Annotated in this window: 15 protein-coding genes, 2 tRNA genes and 1 riboswitch; of the genes, 7 read left to right on the forward strand and 10 right to left on the reverse strand. The window is 62.1% G+C overall.

Annotated features, from left to right (window positions below; all coding sequences use genetic code 11):
- Positions 1–43: 43 nt before the first annotated feature.
- Entirely contained in the window at positions 44–502 is a 459-nt protein-coding gene (locus tag JAB4_RS09725) for a MarR family transcriptional regulator (protein ID WP_070224687.1), read from the forward strand.
- Positions 499–2001, forward strand: a complete 1503-nt coding sequence (locus JAB4_RS09730; protein ID WP_227742133.1) for an MDR family MFS transporter — start codon at positions 499–501, stop codon at positions 1999–2001. The genes JAB4_RS09725 and JAB4_RS09730 overlap by 4 nt, the downstream gene beginning before the upstream one ends.
- Here JAB4_RS09730 and JAB4_RS09735 read toward each other — a convergent pair.
- A complete protein-coding gene (locus tag JAB4_RS09735; protein WP_070224686.1) occupies positions 1995–3083 on the reverse strand; it encodes an NADH:flavin oxidoreductase/NADH oxidase in 1089 nt (362 codons plus the stop codon). The genes JAB4_RS09730 and JAB4_RS09735 overlap by 7 nt on opposite strands.
- A 105-nt stretch (positions 3084–3188) precedes the next feature.
- On the opposite strand from JAB4_RS09735, the gene JAB4_RS09740 reads away from it, so the two are divergent.
- The 3 genes from JAB4_RS09740 (at position 3189) to JAB4_RS09750 (ending at position 6243) form a co-directional block, all read left to right on the forward strand.
- Positions 3189–3506 carry a helix-turn-helix domain-containing protein gene (locus JAB4_RS09740; protein ID WP_070224713.1) on the forward strand — a complete coding sequence of 106 codons (318 nt, stop codon included), beginning with the start codon at positions 3189–3191 and terminating at the stop codon, positions 3504–3506.
- An 88-nt stretch (positions 3507–3594) separates the two neighbouring features.
- Positions 3595–4983, forward strand: a complete 1389-nt coding sequence (locus JAB4_RS09745; RefSeq protein ID WP_070224685.1) for a hypothetical protein — start codon at positions 3595–3597, stop codon at positions 4981–4983.
- Positions 4984–5112: 129 nt separating this feature from the next.
- The gene (locus tag JAB4_RS09750) at positions 5113–6243 is read left to right on the forward strand and encodes an acyltransferase (protein WP_070224684.1); all 1131 of its coding nucleotides are present in this window, start codon (positions 5113–5115) and stop codon (positions 6241–6243) included.
- A 116-nt stretch (positions 6244–6359) separates the two neighbouring features.
- Here JAB4_RS09750 and JAB4_RS09755 read toward each other — a convergent pair.
- The 9 genes from JAB4_RS09755 to ybgC all read right to left on the reverse strand — a co-directional run bounded on the left by JAB4_RS09755 (position 6360) and on the right by ybgC (position 12062).
- Positions 6360–6435: transfer RNA gene (locus JAB4_RS09755), tRNA-Lys, on the reverse strand.
- An 89-nt stretch (positions 6436–6524) separates the two neighbouring features.
- Positions 6525–6600, reverse strand: a tRNA-Lys gene (locus JAB4_RS09760).
- A 67-nt stretch (positions 6601–6667) separates the two neighbouring features.
- The gene (gene ybgF / locus JAB4_RS09765) at positions 6668–7426 is read right to left on the reverse strand and encodes a tol-pal system protein YbgF (RefSeq protein WP_070219558.1); all 759 of its coding nucleotides are present in this window, start codon (positions 7424–7426) and stop codon (positions 6668–6670) included.
- Between the two features lie 135 nt (positions 7427–7561).
- A complete protein-coding gene (pal, locus tag JAB4_RS09770; protein WP_034759187.1) occupies positions 7562–8083 on the reverse strand; it encodes a peptidoglycan-associated lipoprotein Pal in 522 nt (173 codons plus the stop codon).
- A 43-nt stretch (positions 8084–8126) separates the two neighbouring features.
- On the reverse strand, positions 8127–9404 hold the full coding sequence (tolB, locus tag JAB4_RS09775) for a Tol-Pal system beta propeller repeat protein TolB (RefSeq protein WP_083287380.1): 1278 nt from the start codon (positions 9402–9404) through the stop codon (positions 8127–8129).
- A complete protein-coding gene (gene tolA / locus JAB4_RS09780; protein WP_083287381.1) occupies positions 9401–10420 on the reverse strand; it encodes a cell envelope integrity protein TolA in 1020 nt (339 codons plus the stop codon). Before tolA ends, tolB begins: the two co-directional genes overlap by 4 nt.
- 48 nt (positions 10421–10468) lie before the next feature.
- Positions 10469–10909, reverse strand: coding sequence for an ExbD/TolR family protein (locus tag JAB4_RS09785; protein WP_223278896.1), 441 nt, complete (start codon positions 10907–10909; stop codon positions 10469–10471).
- 15 nt (positions 10910–10924) lie between these two features.
- A complete protein-coding gene (gene tolQ / locus JAB4_RS09790) occupies positions 10925–11614 on the reverse strand; it encodes a protein TolQ (RefSeq protein WP_046682323.1) in 690 nt (229 codons plus the stop codon).
- Positions 11615–11660: 46 nt separating this feature from the next.
- The gene (gene ybgC / locus JAB4_RS09795) at positions 11661–12062 is read right to left on the reverse strand and encodes a tol-pal system-associated acyl-CoA thioesterase (protein WP_070219560.1); all 402 of its coding nucleotides are present in this window, start codon (positions 12060–12062) and stop codon (positions 11661–11663) included.
- A 315-nt stretch (positions 12063–12377) separates the two neighbouring features.
- Positions 12378–12502, forward strand: a riboswitch (ZMP/ZTP riboswitch).
- A gap of 111 nt (positions 12503–12613) precedes the next feature.
- Between ybgC and glyA the strand changes: the two genes are divergently transcribed.
- Together glyA and nrdR are read left to right on the forward strand one after the other, a co-directional pair.
- Positions 12614–13861 (forward strand): serine hydroxymethyltransferase, encoded by a 1248-nt coding sequence (gene glyA / locus JAB4_RS09800; protein WP_070219562.1) that lies wholly within the window; start codon positions 12614–12616, stop codon positions 13859–13861.
- Between the two features lie 143 nt (positions 13862–14004).
- Entirely contained in the window at positions 14005–14466 is a 462-nt protein-coding gene (nrdR, locus tag JAB4_RS09805) for a transcriptional regulator NrdR (RefSeq protein WP_034759169.1), read from the forward strand.
- Positions 14467–14699: the final 233 nt, after the last annotated feature.

Genomic DNA, 14699 nt, shown 5'->3' on the forward strand with positions numbered 1-14699 from the left:
TCGGTCTAATATAGGTAGATAGCCTACCTATTTAACTCATTCCATGCCCACTACCGAAGACCTTCCCATTCCCGAACGCGCGCTGGCGCTGTCCGATGACTTGCGCGTGGCGTTCAAACGCCTGTTGCGCTCCATGCAGCGCGAAGGGGGCGAGCTGGAGGGCAACGTGTCGATGATGCAATACATGCTGCTGGCGCTGATCCACGAGCAGCCCGGCATCGGCGTGGCCGCGCTGGCGCGGCTGCAGAACGTGCGCGGGCCCACCGTCAGCGCCCAGGTCAAGTCGCTCGAAGAGGCGGGGCTGGTCGAGCGCAGTGCGCCCGATCCGCAGGACCGCCGGCGTTCGGGCCTGCACGTGTCGGCGCAAGGCCTGGCCATGCTCGAAACCTTGCGCGCGCGGCGCCGCGATGCGCTGGCGCGCCGCATCGCCCGTCTGACGCCGCAGCAGGTCGATGCGCTGGAAGCCGCCATGCAGCCGCTGCTTGAGATCGGCCAGGCATGAGTGGCCACGATCACGCCGCAGGCGCAGACAAAGGCGCCGCGAAACCCGTCACCGAGCGCGAAGTGCGCGCCATCTACCTGGGCTTGATGGCCGTGCTGGGCCTCGGTGCGCTGGACCAGAGCATCGTCGCCACGGCCTTGCCGCGCATCGTCGACGACCTGGGCGGCATGGCGCATCTGTCGTGGGTGGTCACGGCCTACGTGCTGGCGTCGACGGCCACCATGCCTCTGTACGGCAAGCTGGCCGACCAGTACGGCCGCCGCCCCATGATCTTCACGGCCCTGCTGACCTTCTTGCTCGGTTCCGTGCTGTGCGGGCTGGCGCAGAACATGACGGAACTCATTATTTTCCGCGCCATCCAGGGCCTCGGCGCGGGCGGCTTCATGCCGCTGGCGCAAATCATCATCGGCGACATCGTGCCGCCGGCCGAGCGGGGCAAGCGGCAGGGCATGGTGCCCGTCGTGTTTGCCGTCACCAGCGTGCTGGGTCCCGTGCTGGGCGGCGTCATCACGGATGCCTTGTCGTGGCACTGGATTTTCTATGTCAACCTGCCGGTGGACATTGCGGCCTTTTATATCATCGCGCGCGCCGTGCGCAAGCCCGTGCGCACGCATGCGCACCGGATCGACTACCTGGGTTCCGCCTTGCTGACGGGCGCCGTCACGGCGGCCCTGCTGGTGCTGGCGCTGGGCGGCACGGAGTGGCCGTGGGACTCTCTCGCCATCAAGGTGTGCGGCGGCATTGCTGTGCTGCTGGGCGCCTGGCTGGCCTTCCACGTGGGCAGGGTGGACGAACCCGTGCTGCCGCCCGACCTGTTCGAGAACCGCACTTTCAATATCGCCAGCCTGGTGATGGCCATGACTTTCATGGGGCTGATGGGCGCCAGCGTCTTCTTCCCCCTGTTCTTCCAGCTGGTGATGGGCACGAGTCCCGCCGAATCGGGCGTGATGACGGTGGCGATGATGGTGGGGCTGGTGGCGTCGTCGATGTTCAACGGCCGGGTGCTGTCGCGCTCGGGCAAGTACAAGATGGTGCAGGTGGCGGGGCTGGCCGTGGCGCTGCTGGCGTTTGCCGTGCTGGCCTGGGCCATGGAAACGTCGCGCGGTTACTGGATCATCGAGCCGGCCATCTTCTTCCTCGGCACGGGATTAGGATTGGTGATGCCGAACATGACGATCGCCGTGCAAAATGCCTTGCCCCTGGCGCGCCGGGGCGTGGGCACGGCCATGCTGGCCTTTTTCCGCTCGCTGGGCGGCTTGCTCGGCGTGACGGCGTCCGGCGCCATCCTCGCGCACCAGCTGCACCAACATGGCGTGGAAGCCGTGTCGGCGCTCGGTGCGCATGCCGCGGTGCAGACGGTCGAGGTGTACCGCCATGCGATCGCCAGCGTGTTTGGCGCCGGCGCCGTGCTGCTGGTGGGACTGGTTTTTCTGCTGTTCTTGCCGGAACTGCCCCTGGAGGGGCATCCGGCTACGTTAAAGCCCAAGACCGATCAGTAGCGCTCGAGCCAGTGCGCGTACGGCGCCGGCAAGGTCCACGAGGCGCGCTCGACGCCGAGTTCTTTGGCGGCAAAGTATGCCCAGTGCGGATTGGCCAGGTGCGCCTTGCCGACCATCACCACGTCCAGCTGTTCGTCCTTGACGACGCGCTCGGCGATGGCCGGCGTGCCGAAGCCCCAGGCGGACGAGACGGGCACACCCGCTTCGCGGCGCACGCGCTCGGCGATCGGGCCCATGAAGGCCGGGCCCCACGGAATCGACACGTCGGGAATGGTAAAGCCCATGCTGACGCTGATCATGTCCATGCCCGCATCCTTGAACTGGCGCACGAGGCCGATGGATTCGAGCAGGGTTTGCTCGTCGCGGCCGTCGAATTCCAGCACGCCGAAGCGTATGGTCAGCGGCAGGTGCTCGGGCCATACTTCACGCACGGCTTTCAATGTTTCCAGCAGGAAGCGGCTGCGGTTTTCCACGCTGCCGCCATAGATGTCGTCGCGCTGGTTCGAATGGGCGGAAAAGAAGCTTTGCGCCAGGTAGCCGTGGGCGAAGTGCAGTTCCAGCCACTCGAAGCCTACTTCACGGGCGCGGATGGCCGCGTCGACGAAGTTCTGTTTCACGCGGGCGATATCGTCGAGGTCCATGGCGCGTGGCACTTTCGGCAGGCCGCCGCCGAAGGCGATGGAGGACGGGGCGATGGTTTGCCAGCCGCGCGCGTCGCCTTCAGCAATGTGGTCGTCGCCTTCCCATGGGCGGTTGGCGCTGGCCTTGCGGCCCGCGTGGGCGATCTGGATGCCGGGCACGGAGCCGGCGGCCTTGATGGCTTTCACGACAGGCACGAAGGCTTGCGCCAGATCATCGTTCCAGATCCCCGTGCAGCCGGGCGTGATGCGGCCTTCGGGCGCCACGGCCGTCGCCTCGACGATCACCAGCCCGGCGCCGCCACGGGCCATGCCCGCGTAATGCGACAGATGCCAGTCGTTGGCCCGGCCATCGACGGCCATGTACTGGCACATGGGCGGCACGGCGATGCGGTTGCGCAGGGTGACATTTTTGAGGGTGTAGGGCTGGAAGAGGGCGGACATGGTGGCCTTTGTGTTTGTTGGTAGGAAAGTGGGAGATGCTGATTCGGTAGTTCGTAAATATTCGAAGAATGGAATTAGTATAGCGCATGCTGTATGATTGTGCTCATGCGTCCACACAAACATCCTCCCGCCAGCGAATTCGTGCTCGAGCGCGTGCTCTACGCCTTGAGCGATTCCATTCGCCTCGACATCGTGCGCCACCTGGCCCGCGTGGATGCGGCCGCTTGCGGCGACCTCGACGGCGGGCGGCCGAAATCGACCGTCTCCCACCATTTCAAGGTCTTGCGCGAAGCGGGCCTCGTCTACACGGAAAACGCGGGCACGACGCACATGAACACCCTGCGCCGCGCCGATATCGAGAGCCGTTTCCCCGGCTTGCTCGACGCCATCCTCGCGCAGCAGCCGCAAACGAATCAGTCCTGAGCCAGTCCTGAATCTGCCGTAGAATGCCTGCAAGATTGCCGAGTTTGCAGTATGGACGGGCAGTCCTGACCTGAAGGGCTGACGACGCATGAAAATTTTCGCACTGTACCGCTGGTGGTGCGCCGCCGCTTTCGTATTGCTGACTGGCTGCTGGCCTTACACGGAGCCGGCCACGGGCGAATATGCCGCCGTGCTGCGGCGCGGCGAAAAGGTGACCAAGGCCGATACCTACGGGCGGTTTGCCGCCTTGTCGGTCGAGTACCGCCAGGGCGGCGGCTCCCTGATGTCCGCCGAGAATCACTCCATGCGGCTGATACATAACGACAAAATCGTCGTCAAGACCACCGATGGCATCGAACGCTGGACCGATTTCGCCCAGCCCGTGTATTTCGTCAAGCGGCAGGAAGACGACGGCATGCTGGCGCTGGTCCACGAGCAGGCGGGCAAGGCCGTGGTCGAGAAGATTGCGGCGTCGGAATACGGCTACCGTGGTAACGAGACGTACATGCATGGCTTCCCCCTGTCTCCCGGCGTGCGCTATTTTCCCGTCGACCAGCGTCCCGGTTTCCTGTTGCGTGGCTTGCCGCTGAAAACCACCGTGCTGCCCAGTCCGCCCGAAGGCGACGGCCACCTGCAAGCCTATGTTCTGGCGGCCATCTCGCCTGACGGGGCATCGTTTGCCTATGTCGACAGCGAATATGCGCCGTCCGTGGTGCTGGTGGTCGATGCGGGCGGCAAGCGGCGCGATCCCATTCCCTTGCCGAGAATCTACCTGGCGGACGCACCCAGCTATCAATTCAACCCATACGAGCGGCTGTGGGCCTGGTCGCGCACGGCGTTTGCATGGCACAGGAACGGCACGGGCAACTGGGAGGTCCGTCCGGACGGTATTGCGCCGGGCGCTGCCGGCGCGCGCAATGCGGTTGAGCAATTGTTTATCAGCGATCAAACCGGCTACCGGACCTGTTTTGCCGCCGCCAATGCCGCCTGTCTGCCGGGCTGGCGCAGGCCGGACGCCGCCGAGCTGCGCCGGACTTTGCCGGGCGATGGCGACGCGCCGCCGTTTGCCTACGTGCCATCAGCCCCAACGGCCGCTTTTGGCTCCGCGGTCGGTGTGCTGTTGCTGTCCAGGGAATGCTGCCGTGTGCCGTCCTACCATCTGTATCTGGATGGCGCGCCGGCAGCGGTGACGGCGCAATTGTCCGCGCGCTTGCGCGAGAGCAAGACGCCTTTCGTGCGCGTCGATGAGTGTCCGCGCCGCACTGGCAATGACGGCAAGTGCGCGGCGCAACTGGCGCAGCAGCTCAAGCGGCCGGAATCGCTGGGGCGCGAGCTGGAGCAGTTGCTCGATACCTGGGAGGAGCGGGATGGCGTGCTGTTCGTCATGCCGTCGATGGTGGTCGCGGTGCGCGCGAACGCGCAGGGCGGCAGCGTGATCCAGACCCTGTTGCGCGCCGATTTGTCGCGCAAGGACTGATGCCGCTCATCTGCCGCGCGTCACCAAAGTGCCAGGCTCGGCTATGATGTCGGCATTTCGGTAAATCCTCAGCCGCGCGCCTGTTGCGCGATGGGCTGGCGACACTACCTGGCACGGCAAGGATTGGGAATGACGGCAGCAGCAGTGGTATCACAGGCGGACCTGGCAAATCGTCCGCAGTTTGGCTGGATCAATGGTTTGAAGGCAGGCGCGGCGCAGTTGATCGTGTTGCACCATCTGGCGTTTTACGGGCCCATGTCCGACTACGTGCAGCCCCTGTGGCCCGAGTTGCTGGACTGGCTGGGCGGCAGCGCGCGCATCGCCGTGCAAGTGTTTCTCGTCATTGGCGGCTTCCTGGTCGCCAAGTCCCTCTCTCCCGCCGGCCGTCCCGGCATCGCCGCCCCCTTGCAGGCCGTCTGGCGCCGCTATGCCAAGCTGGCGCCGCCTTTCCTGGCCGCCACCTTGCTCGCCGCCGTGATCACCCCTGTGGCCGGCATCTGGATGATGCACGACTCCATGTCGGCCGCCGTCACCCTGGGCCAGCTGAGCGCCCATGCCTTGCTGCTGCACGGCGTGCTCGGCTATGAGTCGCTGTCGGCAGGCGCCTGGTACGTGGCCATCGATTTCCAGCTGTACCTGCTGACGGTATTGCTGCTGTGGCTGGGCGGCCGCCTGGCCGGCCAGCGGCGCGGGCACTGGCTGATGCCGCTGGCCATCACTGTGGGCATCACTTTTTCCCTGTTGTATTTCAACCTCGATGCGGGCTGGGATAACTGGGCGCCGTATTTCTTCGGCAGCTATGGCTTGGGGCTCATGGCCTGGTGGGCCAGCGACCCGGCCCGCAAGCCCGGCGCCATGACCGCGCTCATGGCCATGGCCGCCGTGCCCGTGCTGCTGGCTCTGGCCGTCGACTACCGCAGCCGGATCGCCCTGGCCCTGATCGTCGCCTGCGCCCTGTTCCTGTTCGGCCGCGCCCGCACCCCGTCGCAGGGCCGTGCCTGGAACATCGTCAACACTCTGGGCCGCATCTCGTATGCCGTCTTCCTCGTGCACTTCCCCGTCAGCCTGCTGGTGAATGCGCTGTTTATCAGCTATGTCCCGCTCGAACCGGAGTGGCAGGCGCTGGGCATGCTGACGGCATGGGGCGCCAGTCTGGCGGCCGGCGCCGCGTTTTACCGCTGGGTGGAGGTGCCGCTGGGGCGGGTCGTGGTCGCGGTGGTCGCGCATCTGGCTGGAAGGCCGGCGCTGGCGTCGCGTTAACGACTGGTTTTCGATATGCGGGGGAGGGAACTTTGAGTCAGCGATGGCATCCCGCGCAGGTGATGCTGCCGAAAACAAAAAAGCCAACCGCGAACGGTTGGCTTCTCTGTAGTATTTGGTAGGCCGTGCGGGATTCGAACCTGCGACCAACGGATTAAAAGTCCGCTGCTCTACCAGCTGAGCTAACGACCCAAAAACTTTTTACAACAACTTCGGTAACACTGTGCCGTAAAAAAATGCTTGCTATAACAACTCGCAAGCAGATCAGTACTGCGTATTCGTGGTAGGCCGTGCGGGATTCGAACCTGCGACCAACGGATTAAAAGTCCGCTGCTCTACCAGCTGAGCTAACGACCCGAAGAAGAAAGATTATAGGGGGTGCCCGGGATTCTGTCAAACCTAACGGGCAACTTTTTCCCCGCTTTTACTTTTTACCGGCCCGTTCCTTGGCGGCCTGGGCCGCGCTGGAGTCCGGGTAGCGCGAGATCAGGGCGTTCAGCGTCTTGGTCGCGTTCGGCTTGTCTTTCAGCTCCGTGTAGCAGCTGGCGATGTTGAGCATGGCGTCGGGCGCCTTCGGGCTGTCCGCGTAGTGTTTCAGCACTGCCTGCTGGGCCGTGATGGCGTTTTTGCAGTCGCGCTGGGCGTAATAGGCGTTGCCCAGCCAGTATTGCGCGTTGGCTGCGTACGCCGATTCCGGATAGCGCTTGACGAAGGCGTCCAGTGCCGTGACGGCGCCCTTGTAGTCGCCCGACTTGAACAGGCCGAACGCGGACTCGTACGCGCTTTGTTCGGACACGCCCACGGCCGCTTCCTGGCCGTCGATGGTGACCTGGCGCGGTTCGAGCTTGCGCAGGCGCGCGTCGATGTCGGTGTAGAAATCCTTCTGGCGCTTTTGCACATTCGCCAGGTCGTTGCCCAGCACTTCGATCTGGCCGCGCAGGCGGGCGATCTCCTGCATGGTCTGGTCGTGCTGGTTGAGCAGGCTCAGGGTGCTGGTCTTGTCCGCCTTGGCGTCGATGCGGCCGTTCAGGTCGCGCGCCATCGCGTCGACCTTGGCGCGCAGCTCGAGGATGGCTTTGCGTGCTTCGTCGTCGTCGAACAGGGCGGCGTTGGCGTGCAGGGGCAGGTAGGCAAACGCGGCCATCAAGGCGGCGGCGACGCCGGCTTTCGAGAATGTCATCATGGGTCGGGCTTTCTAAGGTTACGCAAAACATGCAAACGGGGCGCCGGGCGGTGAATCACCGCGCTGCGCCCCATTATTATGCCTATGACTGGCCAGTTAGGTAAGCGCCAATGCTGCCGCGCTCACCCGTCAACATCAATAAACGATGTCAGCGCGGCGGTTTTCAGCCCATGCTGCTTCGTTGCTGCCTTGTGCTTTAGGCTTTTCTTTGCCCAGCGACACGGCTTCCATTTGGCCTTCCGGCACGCCCAGGGCAGCCATCGACTTGCGCACGGCTTCAGCACGTTTCTGGCCCAGGGCCAGGTTGTACTCAGCGCCACCGCGTTCATCGGTGTTACCTTGGATCAGGATCTTGCGCGATGGGGTTTTCACCAGGTAAGCAGCGTGGTTTTGCACGACTGGGGTGTCCGCTTCGCGTACGACGTATTTGTCGAAGTCGAAGTAGATGCTGCGGTTAGCCAGCACGCCTTTTGGATCGTCCAGTGGATCGACCGATGCGGTCGTTACTGGCTGAACTTGACGGGTGTCAACTGGAGCTGCGACTTTTTCAGGAGCGCGCTCAACCACTGGGGTCTCTGCAACTTTGACTGGGGTGCTGCAGGCGGACAGCAGGGCTGCGGTAGCGGCGATGAAAGCCAAACTTTTAAAGTTACTCATTTTTATTCTCCGGGTCATGGTTAAAGGTGAAACTGTACAGCATTTACTTCATAAAAGGACCCCAGGTGGGCTCCTTGATATTGCCAGCTTGCGTAGTCAAACGCTGTTTGACGCGGCCATCCACCGATACCACTGCCAGCGACTTGCGTCGTCCGGATTCGGTCGCGTACATGATATATTTCCCGTTGGGCGAAAAGCTCGGTGATTCGTCGTTGGCGGTGTCCGACAGGCGCAGTTCCTGGCCACTAGCCAGGTCGAGCGCGTAGAGCTGGAAATTGCCGTCGCGACGGGAAATATAAGCGAGTGTCTTCCCGTCGGACGAAATCCGCGGGCTGATGTTGTAGGAGCCGCCAAACGTCACGCGCTTGGCTTCGCCACCGCTGGTCGACATGCGGTAGATTTGTGGTCCGCCGCTGCGATCGCTGGTGAAGTAAATACTTTGGCCATCGGCCGAGAATTGGGGTTCCGTATCGATGCCGCTGCTGGTGCTGACGCGGCGCAAGCCGCTGCCGTCGGCATTGACGGTGTAGACCTGGGTATGGCCGTCGCGCGACAGGGCCACGGCCAGGCGCGAGCCGTCCGGGCTCCAGCTCGGCGCGGAATTGCTGCCTTTTTCATTCGACACGATGGTGCGCTGGCGCGTCACCAGGTTTTGCACGTAGACGATGGGCTTTTTCTTTTCAAACGACACATACGCGACCTTGGTGCCGTCCGGCGACCACGATGGCGAAATGATCGGCTCGTTCGAGCGCAGGGCGACCTGAATGCCTTCGCCATCGGCGTCGGCGATTTCCAGGCGGTATTCGCGGCCCGATTGCGTGACGTAGGCGATGCGGGTGGCGAACGCGCCCTTGACGCCCGTCAGCTTTTCATAGATGTCGTCGGCGATCTTGTGCGCCAGCAGGCGGTTGAACTGCGGCGCGGCCGCATTGTTCATGCTGGAAATCTGCGCGCCCTTGATGGTGTCGAACAGTTTGTAGCGCACGTCCAGGCGGCCATCGGCCATGCTTTGCACGCTGCCGGCCGCCAGCGCGTCGGCGCCGCGCGATTTCCACTGCTCGTAGCTGACGGGCGCCGTTTCCGCCACGGGCGCATCGGCGTCGATCAGCTTGAACACGCCGCTGCGCGCCAGGTCGGCCTTGATAATGCCCGACAGCGATTGCGGCGCCGCCGATTCATTGACGAAGCTGGCCACAGCCACCGGGATCTGGTTGCTGCCGATCCCCGTAATCTCCACGCGCAGCTGCGCCTGGGCGCTTGACGCTCCCAGCATCAGGCTGGCGCAGAGCACGACATAGCTCATTTTTTTCATGGTCATCATTTAGGCAAATCCTTCATCTCGAATATGAGTTCAATCTCGCGTTCCACGGTGCCGTCTTTTTTCTTCGGCAGTGGCGACGATTTATTAATGGCGTTTTCCACCGAGCTGTCATACGCCGGCAGGCCGCTGCTTTTAATCTTTCGGACCGAAATAATTTCCCCAGTTGGCAGTTGCTCGATCTTGAACACGGCGCGCGGGTTGCCCGGCACCTCCGTGCTACCGCTGTACGCGATATTGCTCTTGATCTTGCTCGTCAGGGCAGCGACATAGCCGCTGTCCTTGCGTGGCGCGGTCGCTTTCGCGGCCGTGCCCGTCGTGCCGTTGCCTGCCTGCGCCATCAGGCGCTTCATATCATCGGCACGCAATTTGTCTGCCGCCGCTTTTTCCGCAGCTGCTTTTTTTGCCTTGGCGGCTTTTTCCGCCGCCGCTTTTTTCTCGGACAGTTCTTTCTCGGCTTTTTCTTCCGCCGCTTTTTCTTTCTCTTTGGCCAGCTTGGCTTTCTCCAGCTTGTCGGCCTTTTCTTTTTCCAGCTTTTCAGCCTTGTCTTTTTCTTTCTGCTTCTGTTTTTCCAGTTCGCGCTTTTCTTCCTCGCGTTCCTTCTGTTCCTGCTTGCGGCGTTCTTGCTCTGCCGCTTTCTCTTTTTCTTCCTTCAGCTTGGCCTTCTTGCGTTCCAGGGCGATCTCTGCCTCGCGCAGGTCGACCTTCGGCTCGGGCGCGGCCACGGGCGGTGGTGGCGGCGGGGCCGGCTGTTCCACTTGCGGTTCCGGCGGCGGGGCGGGTGTCGGCTCCGGTTCCGTCGCCACTTCGGGCGGCGGCGCGGCCGTCTGCACTTTCATGTCCCACACTTCCGCTTCGACGGCGACAGGTTCCGTATTTTGCCAGTGTACGCCCACCCACAGGAAAAACAGCAGGCCAAGGTGCATCGCCAGCGCCAGGCCCAGCGAGGGCCAGCGGCTGCGTTCGCGCGGCACGCTGTAGGGCTTGCCGAGTACATGGTCGATTTGTTTGTTCTGCAAAGTCTAGTCTATCTAAAAACGGTCAAGTCTGGAAACAGGATGCTGCGCTTACTTGGTGGCCAGGCCGACACGGGTAATGCCCATCTTTTTCGCTTCCGAAATGAGCTGGATCACATCGTCGTACTTGCTTTCCTTGTCGCCCGCGATCATCACGGGATAGTCGGGATTGCTTTCATGCAAACCGCGCAGCTTGCGCAGCAGCGCGTCGCGGTTCGGTTCCGTTTCCGGCGACAGCTGTTCCTTGCCGATGACGCCGATCGACAGCGAACCATTCGGTTTCAGCACGATCTGAATATAGTCATCGGGCGGTTTCGCCGACTTTTCCGCGTTGGGCAGGTTCACCACGCTGGGATTGTTCGACGACGGCATCACCATGAAAATGATCAGCAGCACCAGCATCACGTCGATGTACGGCACGACGTTGATCTCGGACTTGAACTTGCGGCCGCGGCCGCCGCGCATGCCGCCGCTATTGAATGAGGAACCCATGGACGCTGCTCCCTCTTAGCGCGACTGGCGCTGCAAGATGTTGGAGAATTCCTCGACGAAGCTCTCGAAGCGGATCGCCAGGCGGTCGATGTCATGCGAAAAACGGTTGTAGGCGACGACGGCGGGAATGGCCGCGAACAGGCCGATGGCCGTGGCGATCAGCGCTTCGGCAATGCCGGGCGCGACGGCGGCCAGGGTTGCTTGCTGCACGTTGGCCAGGCCGCGGAAGGCGTTCATGATGCCCCAGACGGTACCGAGCAGGCCGATGTACGGCGAGACGGAGCCGACGGACGCGAGGAAGGCCAGGTGCGATTCGAGCACGTCCATTTCACGCTGGAAGGCGGCGCGCATGGCGCGGCGTGCGCCGTCGAGCACGGCGCCCACGTCCAGCGCTTCGCGCGAACCGTAGGAAGCCTTGCCCTTGATGAATTCGCCCATGCCGGCGTCGAAGATACGGGCCAGCGCGCCGCTCTGGTCGCGGTTGCCGCTGGCGTTCTGGTGCAGCGCATGCAGGTTGCCGCCGGCCCAGAAGCTGCGTTCGAATTCGATGGTTTGCTTGCGCGCCTGGCGCACGGCAAACATCTTGCGGAAAATGTAGGTCCAGCTGGTCAGGGAAATCAGCAGCAGCAGGGCCATGATCAGTTGCACGATCAGGTGGGCATTGGTGATGAGCGCGAGGAAAGAAAGATCTTGTGTAACGTTCATTGGCAGGCAGTCTGTTGGGTGAATTATCCGGGGGTGGCGGTAGGGCTCAGGTGGCGCGCATGCGGGCCGCGACTGCATCAGGCACGGCGCGCGGGCGCATGCTTGAGTCGACGCAGCCGATCTTGACGCGGGCCGTGTTGAGCAGGCGGTCGCCGCACCAGGCTTGTTGCAGGAAAACGATGGAGGCGCGCCCCATTTTTTCTATACTTAAGGTTAATCTTACCGTGTCATCGAGCCTGGCTGGCGCATGATAGTCGGCGTTGACGCTTTTGACAACGAACATCGCGTCATGCTGTTCCAGCAATTCCTGCTGGCCCACGTCGATGGCGCGCAGCCATTCCGTGCGTGCGCGCTCGAAGAATTTGAGGTAGTTAGCGTAATAGACGATGCCGCCGGCGTCGGTGTCTTCATAGTAGACACGTACGTTCCAGGTAAAGACTGAAGGCATGTTTATTGCGCCAGTAGTGAGATTGAGCAACATTTTACGCGATTTTTCTTCTTGTGACTGTGGGCGCTTGCTGGAAAGCCATGCAAAAGCTGCATATAAGTTGCACCGCAGCATTGTAAATCCGGGGCGGGCAATGGCAAGCTTCGTAACATACGCTTACATGCCATGGCCAGGTTTAAGTCCAGCTTAAGAGCGGCAGCCATGCCCCGGGGCGGCCCGCGGCCCTGTCCGGGCTGCGGCGGCGCGCGGCGATTATAGCCGCACGGTTGCATTCCTTGCTCAATTTGGGCACTTAACTTACAATTTGACTTCCATTACGTCTCACGTGACTGGCGAAAAGTCGGGCGATCTCCCTGAGTGGCGATCGGCAAACCGGCGAAAGGTGGGCACCCACCGGGAAACGTGAGATTTTTCATCAGCCGTTCGCCTGGGTAGCCACTATGGAAAAGCACGAAGAGGCTGCCCGTCCAATGTTGTTATTCACTTAACGCCGGCTCCCCTCATTCGATCCAACCTGCCAGTACAAGCACCCTCATACTTGGAGTTTTTACATGTTTGCAAAAGATCACACCCTCGCCAACGTCGATCCTGAATTGTTCGCCGTCATTCAAAAAGAAAACACGCGCCAGCACGATCATATCGAACTGATCGCGTCGGAGAACTACACGTCGCCAGCCGTAATGGAAGCGCAAGGCTCGCAGCTGACGAACAAGTACGCCGAAGGCTACCCGGGCAAGCGCTACTACGGCGGCTGCGAATACGTCGACGTGGCCGAGCAACTGGCCATCGACCGCGTCAAGAAACTGTTCGGCGCCGAATGCGCGAACGTGCAGCCGAATTCCGGCTCGCAGGCGAACCAGGGCGTGTTCTTCGCCATGCTGAAACCAGGCGACCTGATCATGGGCATGTCGCTGGCCGAAGGCGGTCACCTGACCCACGGCATGCCGCTGAACATGTCCGGCAAATGGTTTGACGTCGTGTCGTATGGCTTGACGGCGGAAGAAGACATCGACTACGAGGCGATGGAGCGCCTGGCCCGCGAACGCAAGCCAAAACTGATCATCGCCGGCGCGTCCGCGTTCTCGAAAAAGATCGACTTCGAACGCTTCGGCAAGATCGCCAAGGAAGTGGGCGCCTACTTCATGGTCGACATGGCCCACTACGCGGGCCTGATCGCCGCCGGCCTGTACCCGAATCCGGTGCCGTTCGCCGACTTCGTCACCTCGACCACGCACAAATCGCTGCGCGGTCCGCGCGGCGGCATCATCCTGATGAAGGCCGAGCACGAAAAAGCCATCAACTCGGCCATCTTCCCTGGTATCCAGGGCGGCCCGCTGATGCACGTGATCGCCGGCAAGGCCGTTGCCTTCAAGGAAGCGCTGAGCCCTGAATTCGTCGAATACCAGAAGCAAGTGATCAAGAACGCCGACGTGCTGGCGAAAACCCTGATCAAGCGCGGCCTGCGCATCGTGTCCGGCGGCACCGAATCGCACGTCATGCTGGTCGACCTGCGCGCCAAGAACCTGACGGGCAAGGAAGCCGAAGCCATCCTCGGTTCCGCGCACATCACCTGCAACAAGAACGGCATCCCGAACGACCCGCAAAAACCCTTCGTCACCTCGGGCATCCGCCTGGGCAGCCCGGCAATGACGACGCGCGGTTTCAAGGAAGCGCAAGCGGAAGAAGTGGGCAACCTGATCGCCGACGTGCTGGACAACCCGCATGACGCCGCCACCATCGAGCGCGTCAAAGCGGCCGTGAAAGTGCTGGCCGACGCGCACCCTGTGTACGCCTCATAATTATTTGTCCAGAATGTGTCATACGGAGTAAGATTCCGTATGACACATTCCTTCGTGCCCAAGGGCGCCCGGAGTGATTCGGGCGCCCTTTGTACAAGGGCGGCGATTTCCCGTAATTATTACTATAAAGTTGTAACCAGCCCATGAAATGTCCATTTTGCCAGCACGGCGACACCCAGGTTCTCGATACGCGCGTATCGGAGGAAGGGGATGCCATTCGGCGCCGCCGCCGCTGCGGCAAATGCGACAAGCGGTTTACCACGTACGAGCGCATTGAACTTATCATGCCGGCCGTCGTCAAAAAGAATGGCAGCCGGACGGAGTTCGCTGCGGATAAGTTGCGCGGCAGTTTGATGCTGGCCTTGCGCAAGCGTCCCGTCGCGGCCGCCTCGGTGGATACGGCCATCGCGTCCATCCAGGAAAAACTGCTGACCAGCGGCTTGCGCGAAGTCGATTCCGGCTATATCGGTGAACTCGTCATGCAGGAACTCAAGCGCCTCGACAAGATCGCCTACATCCGCTTCGCTTCCGTCTACAAGAATTTCGAAGACCTGGCCGAGTTCCAGGATGCGATCGCCGAAGTGGGGCAGGCGCGCAAGCCCTGACGCCTGCTCGAAGCCTCTCGTTCGACGACGGGGCTGCTCATGTGCCCCGTTTTGCGCCCCGTGTTCACCATGCCAGCGTTCGCCTGGCAAGCGGCCTGATCAATAACTACACCGTTCTTCTCCCTTTATCGCTGCGCTGTTTGCGCTAGCGCAGATCCTGGTTTTTGCGCGCGCCTATCGTGTAGCTGGGCCGCCTGTTCTTGCGACTCTTTCTGCGGAAGGGAGCAAGGCAT

Origin of the sequence: Janthinobacterium sp. HH102, assembly GCF_001758625.2 — a bacterium.
In the GTDB taxonomy this organism is placed as follows: Bacteria; Pseudomonadota; Gammaproteobacteria; order Burkholderiales; family Burkholderiaceae_D; genus Janthinobacterium.

Coding starts and splice junctions, on each gene's coding strand:
- JAB4_RS09785 (WP_223278896.1), bottom strand. CDS start 10,909: ATGGGTTCCTCATTCAATAGCGGCGGCATGCGCGGCGGCCGCGGCCGC.
- ybgF (WP_070219558.1), bottom strand. CDS start 7,426: ATGATGACATTCTCGAAAGCCGGCGTCGCCGCCGCCTTGATGGCCGCG.
- JAB4_RS09745 (WP_070224685.1), top strand. CDS start 3,595: ATGAAAATTTTCGCACTGTACCGCTGGTGGTGCGCCGCCGCTTTCGTA.
- ybgC (WP_070219560.1), bottom strand. CDS start 12,062: ATGCCTTCAGTCTTTACCTGGAACGTACGTGTCTACTATGAAGACACC.
- tolB (WP_083287380.1), bottom strand. CDS start 9,404: ATGATGACCATGAAAAAAATGAGCTATGTCGTGCTCTGCGCCAGCCTG.
- pal (WP_034759187.1), bottom strand. CDS start 8,083: ATGAGTAACTTTAAAAGTTTGGCTTTCATCGCCGCTACCGCAGCCCTG.
- glyA (WP_070219562.1), top strand. CDS start 12,614: ATGTTTGCAAAAGATCACACCCTCGCCAACGTCGATCCTGAATTGTTC.
- JAB4_RS09750 (WP_070224684.1), top strand. CDS start 5,113: ATGACGGCAGCAGCAGTGGTATCACAGGCGGACCTGGCAAATCGTCCG.
- tolQ (WP_046682323.1), bottom strand. CDS start 11,614: ATGAACGTTACACAAGATCTTTCTTTCCTCGCGCTCATCACCAATGCC.
- JAB4_RS09730 (WP_227742133.1), top strand. CDS start 499: ATGAGTGGCCACGATCACGCCGCAGGCGCAGACAAAGGCGCCGCGAAA.
- JAB4_RS09725 (WP_070224687.1), top strand. CDS start 44: ATGCCCACTACCGAAGACCTTCCCATTCCCGAACGCGCGCTGGCGCTG.
- JAB4_RS09735 (WP_070224686.1), bottom strand. CDS start 3,083: ATGTCCGCCCTCTTCCAGCCCTACACCCTCAAAAATGTCACCCTGCGC.
- nrdR (WP_034759169.1), top strand. CDS start 14,005: ATGAAATGTCCATTTTGCCAGCACGGCGACACCCAGGTTCTCGATACG.
- JAB4_RS09740 (WP_070224713.1), top strand. CDS start 3,189: ATGCGTCCACACAAACATCCTCCCGCCAGCGAATTCGTGCTCGAGCGC.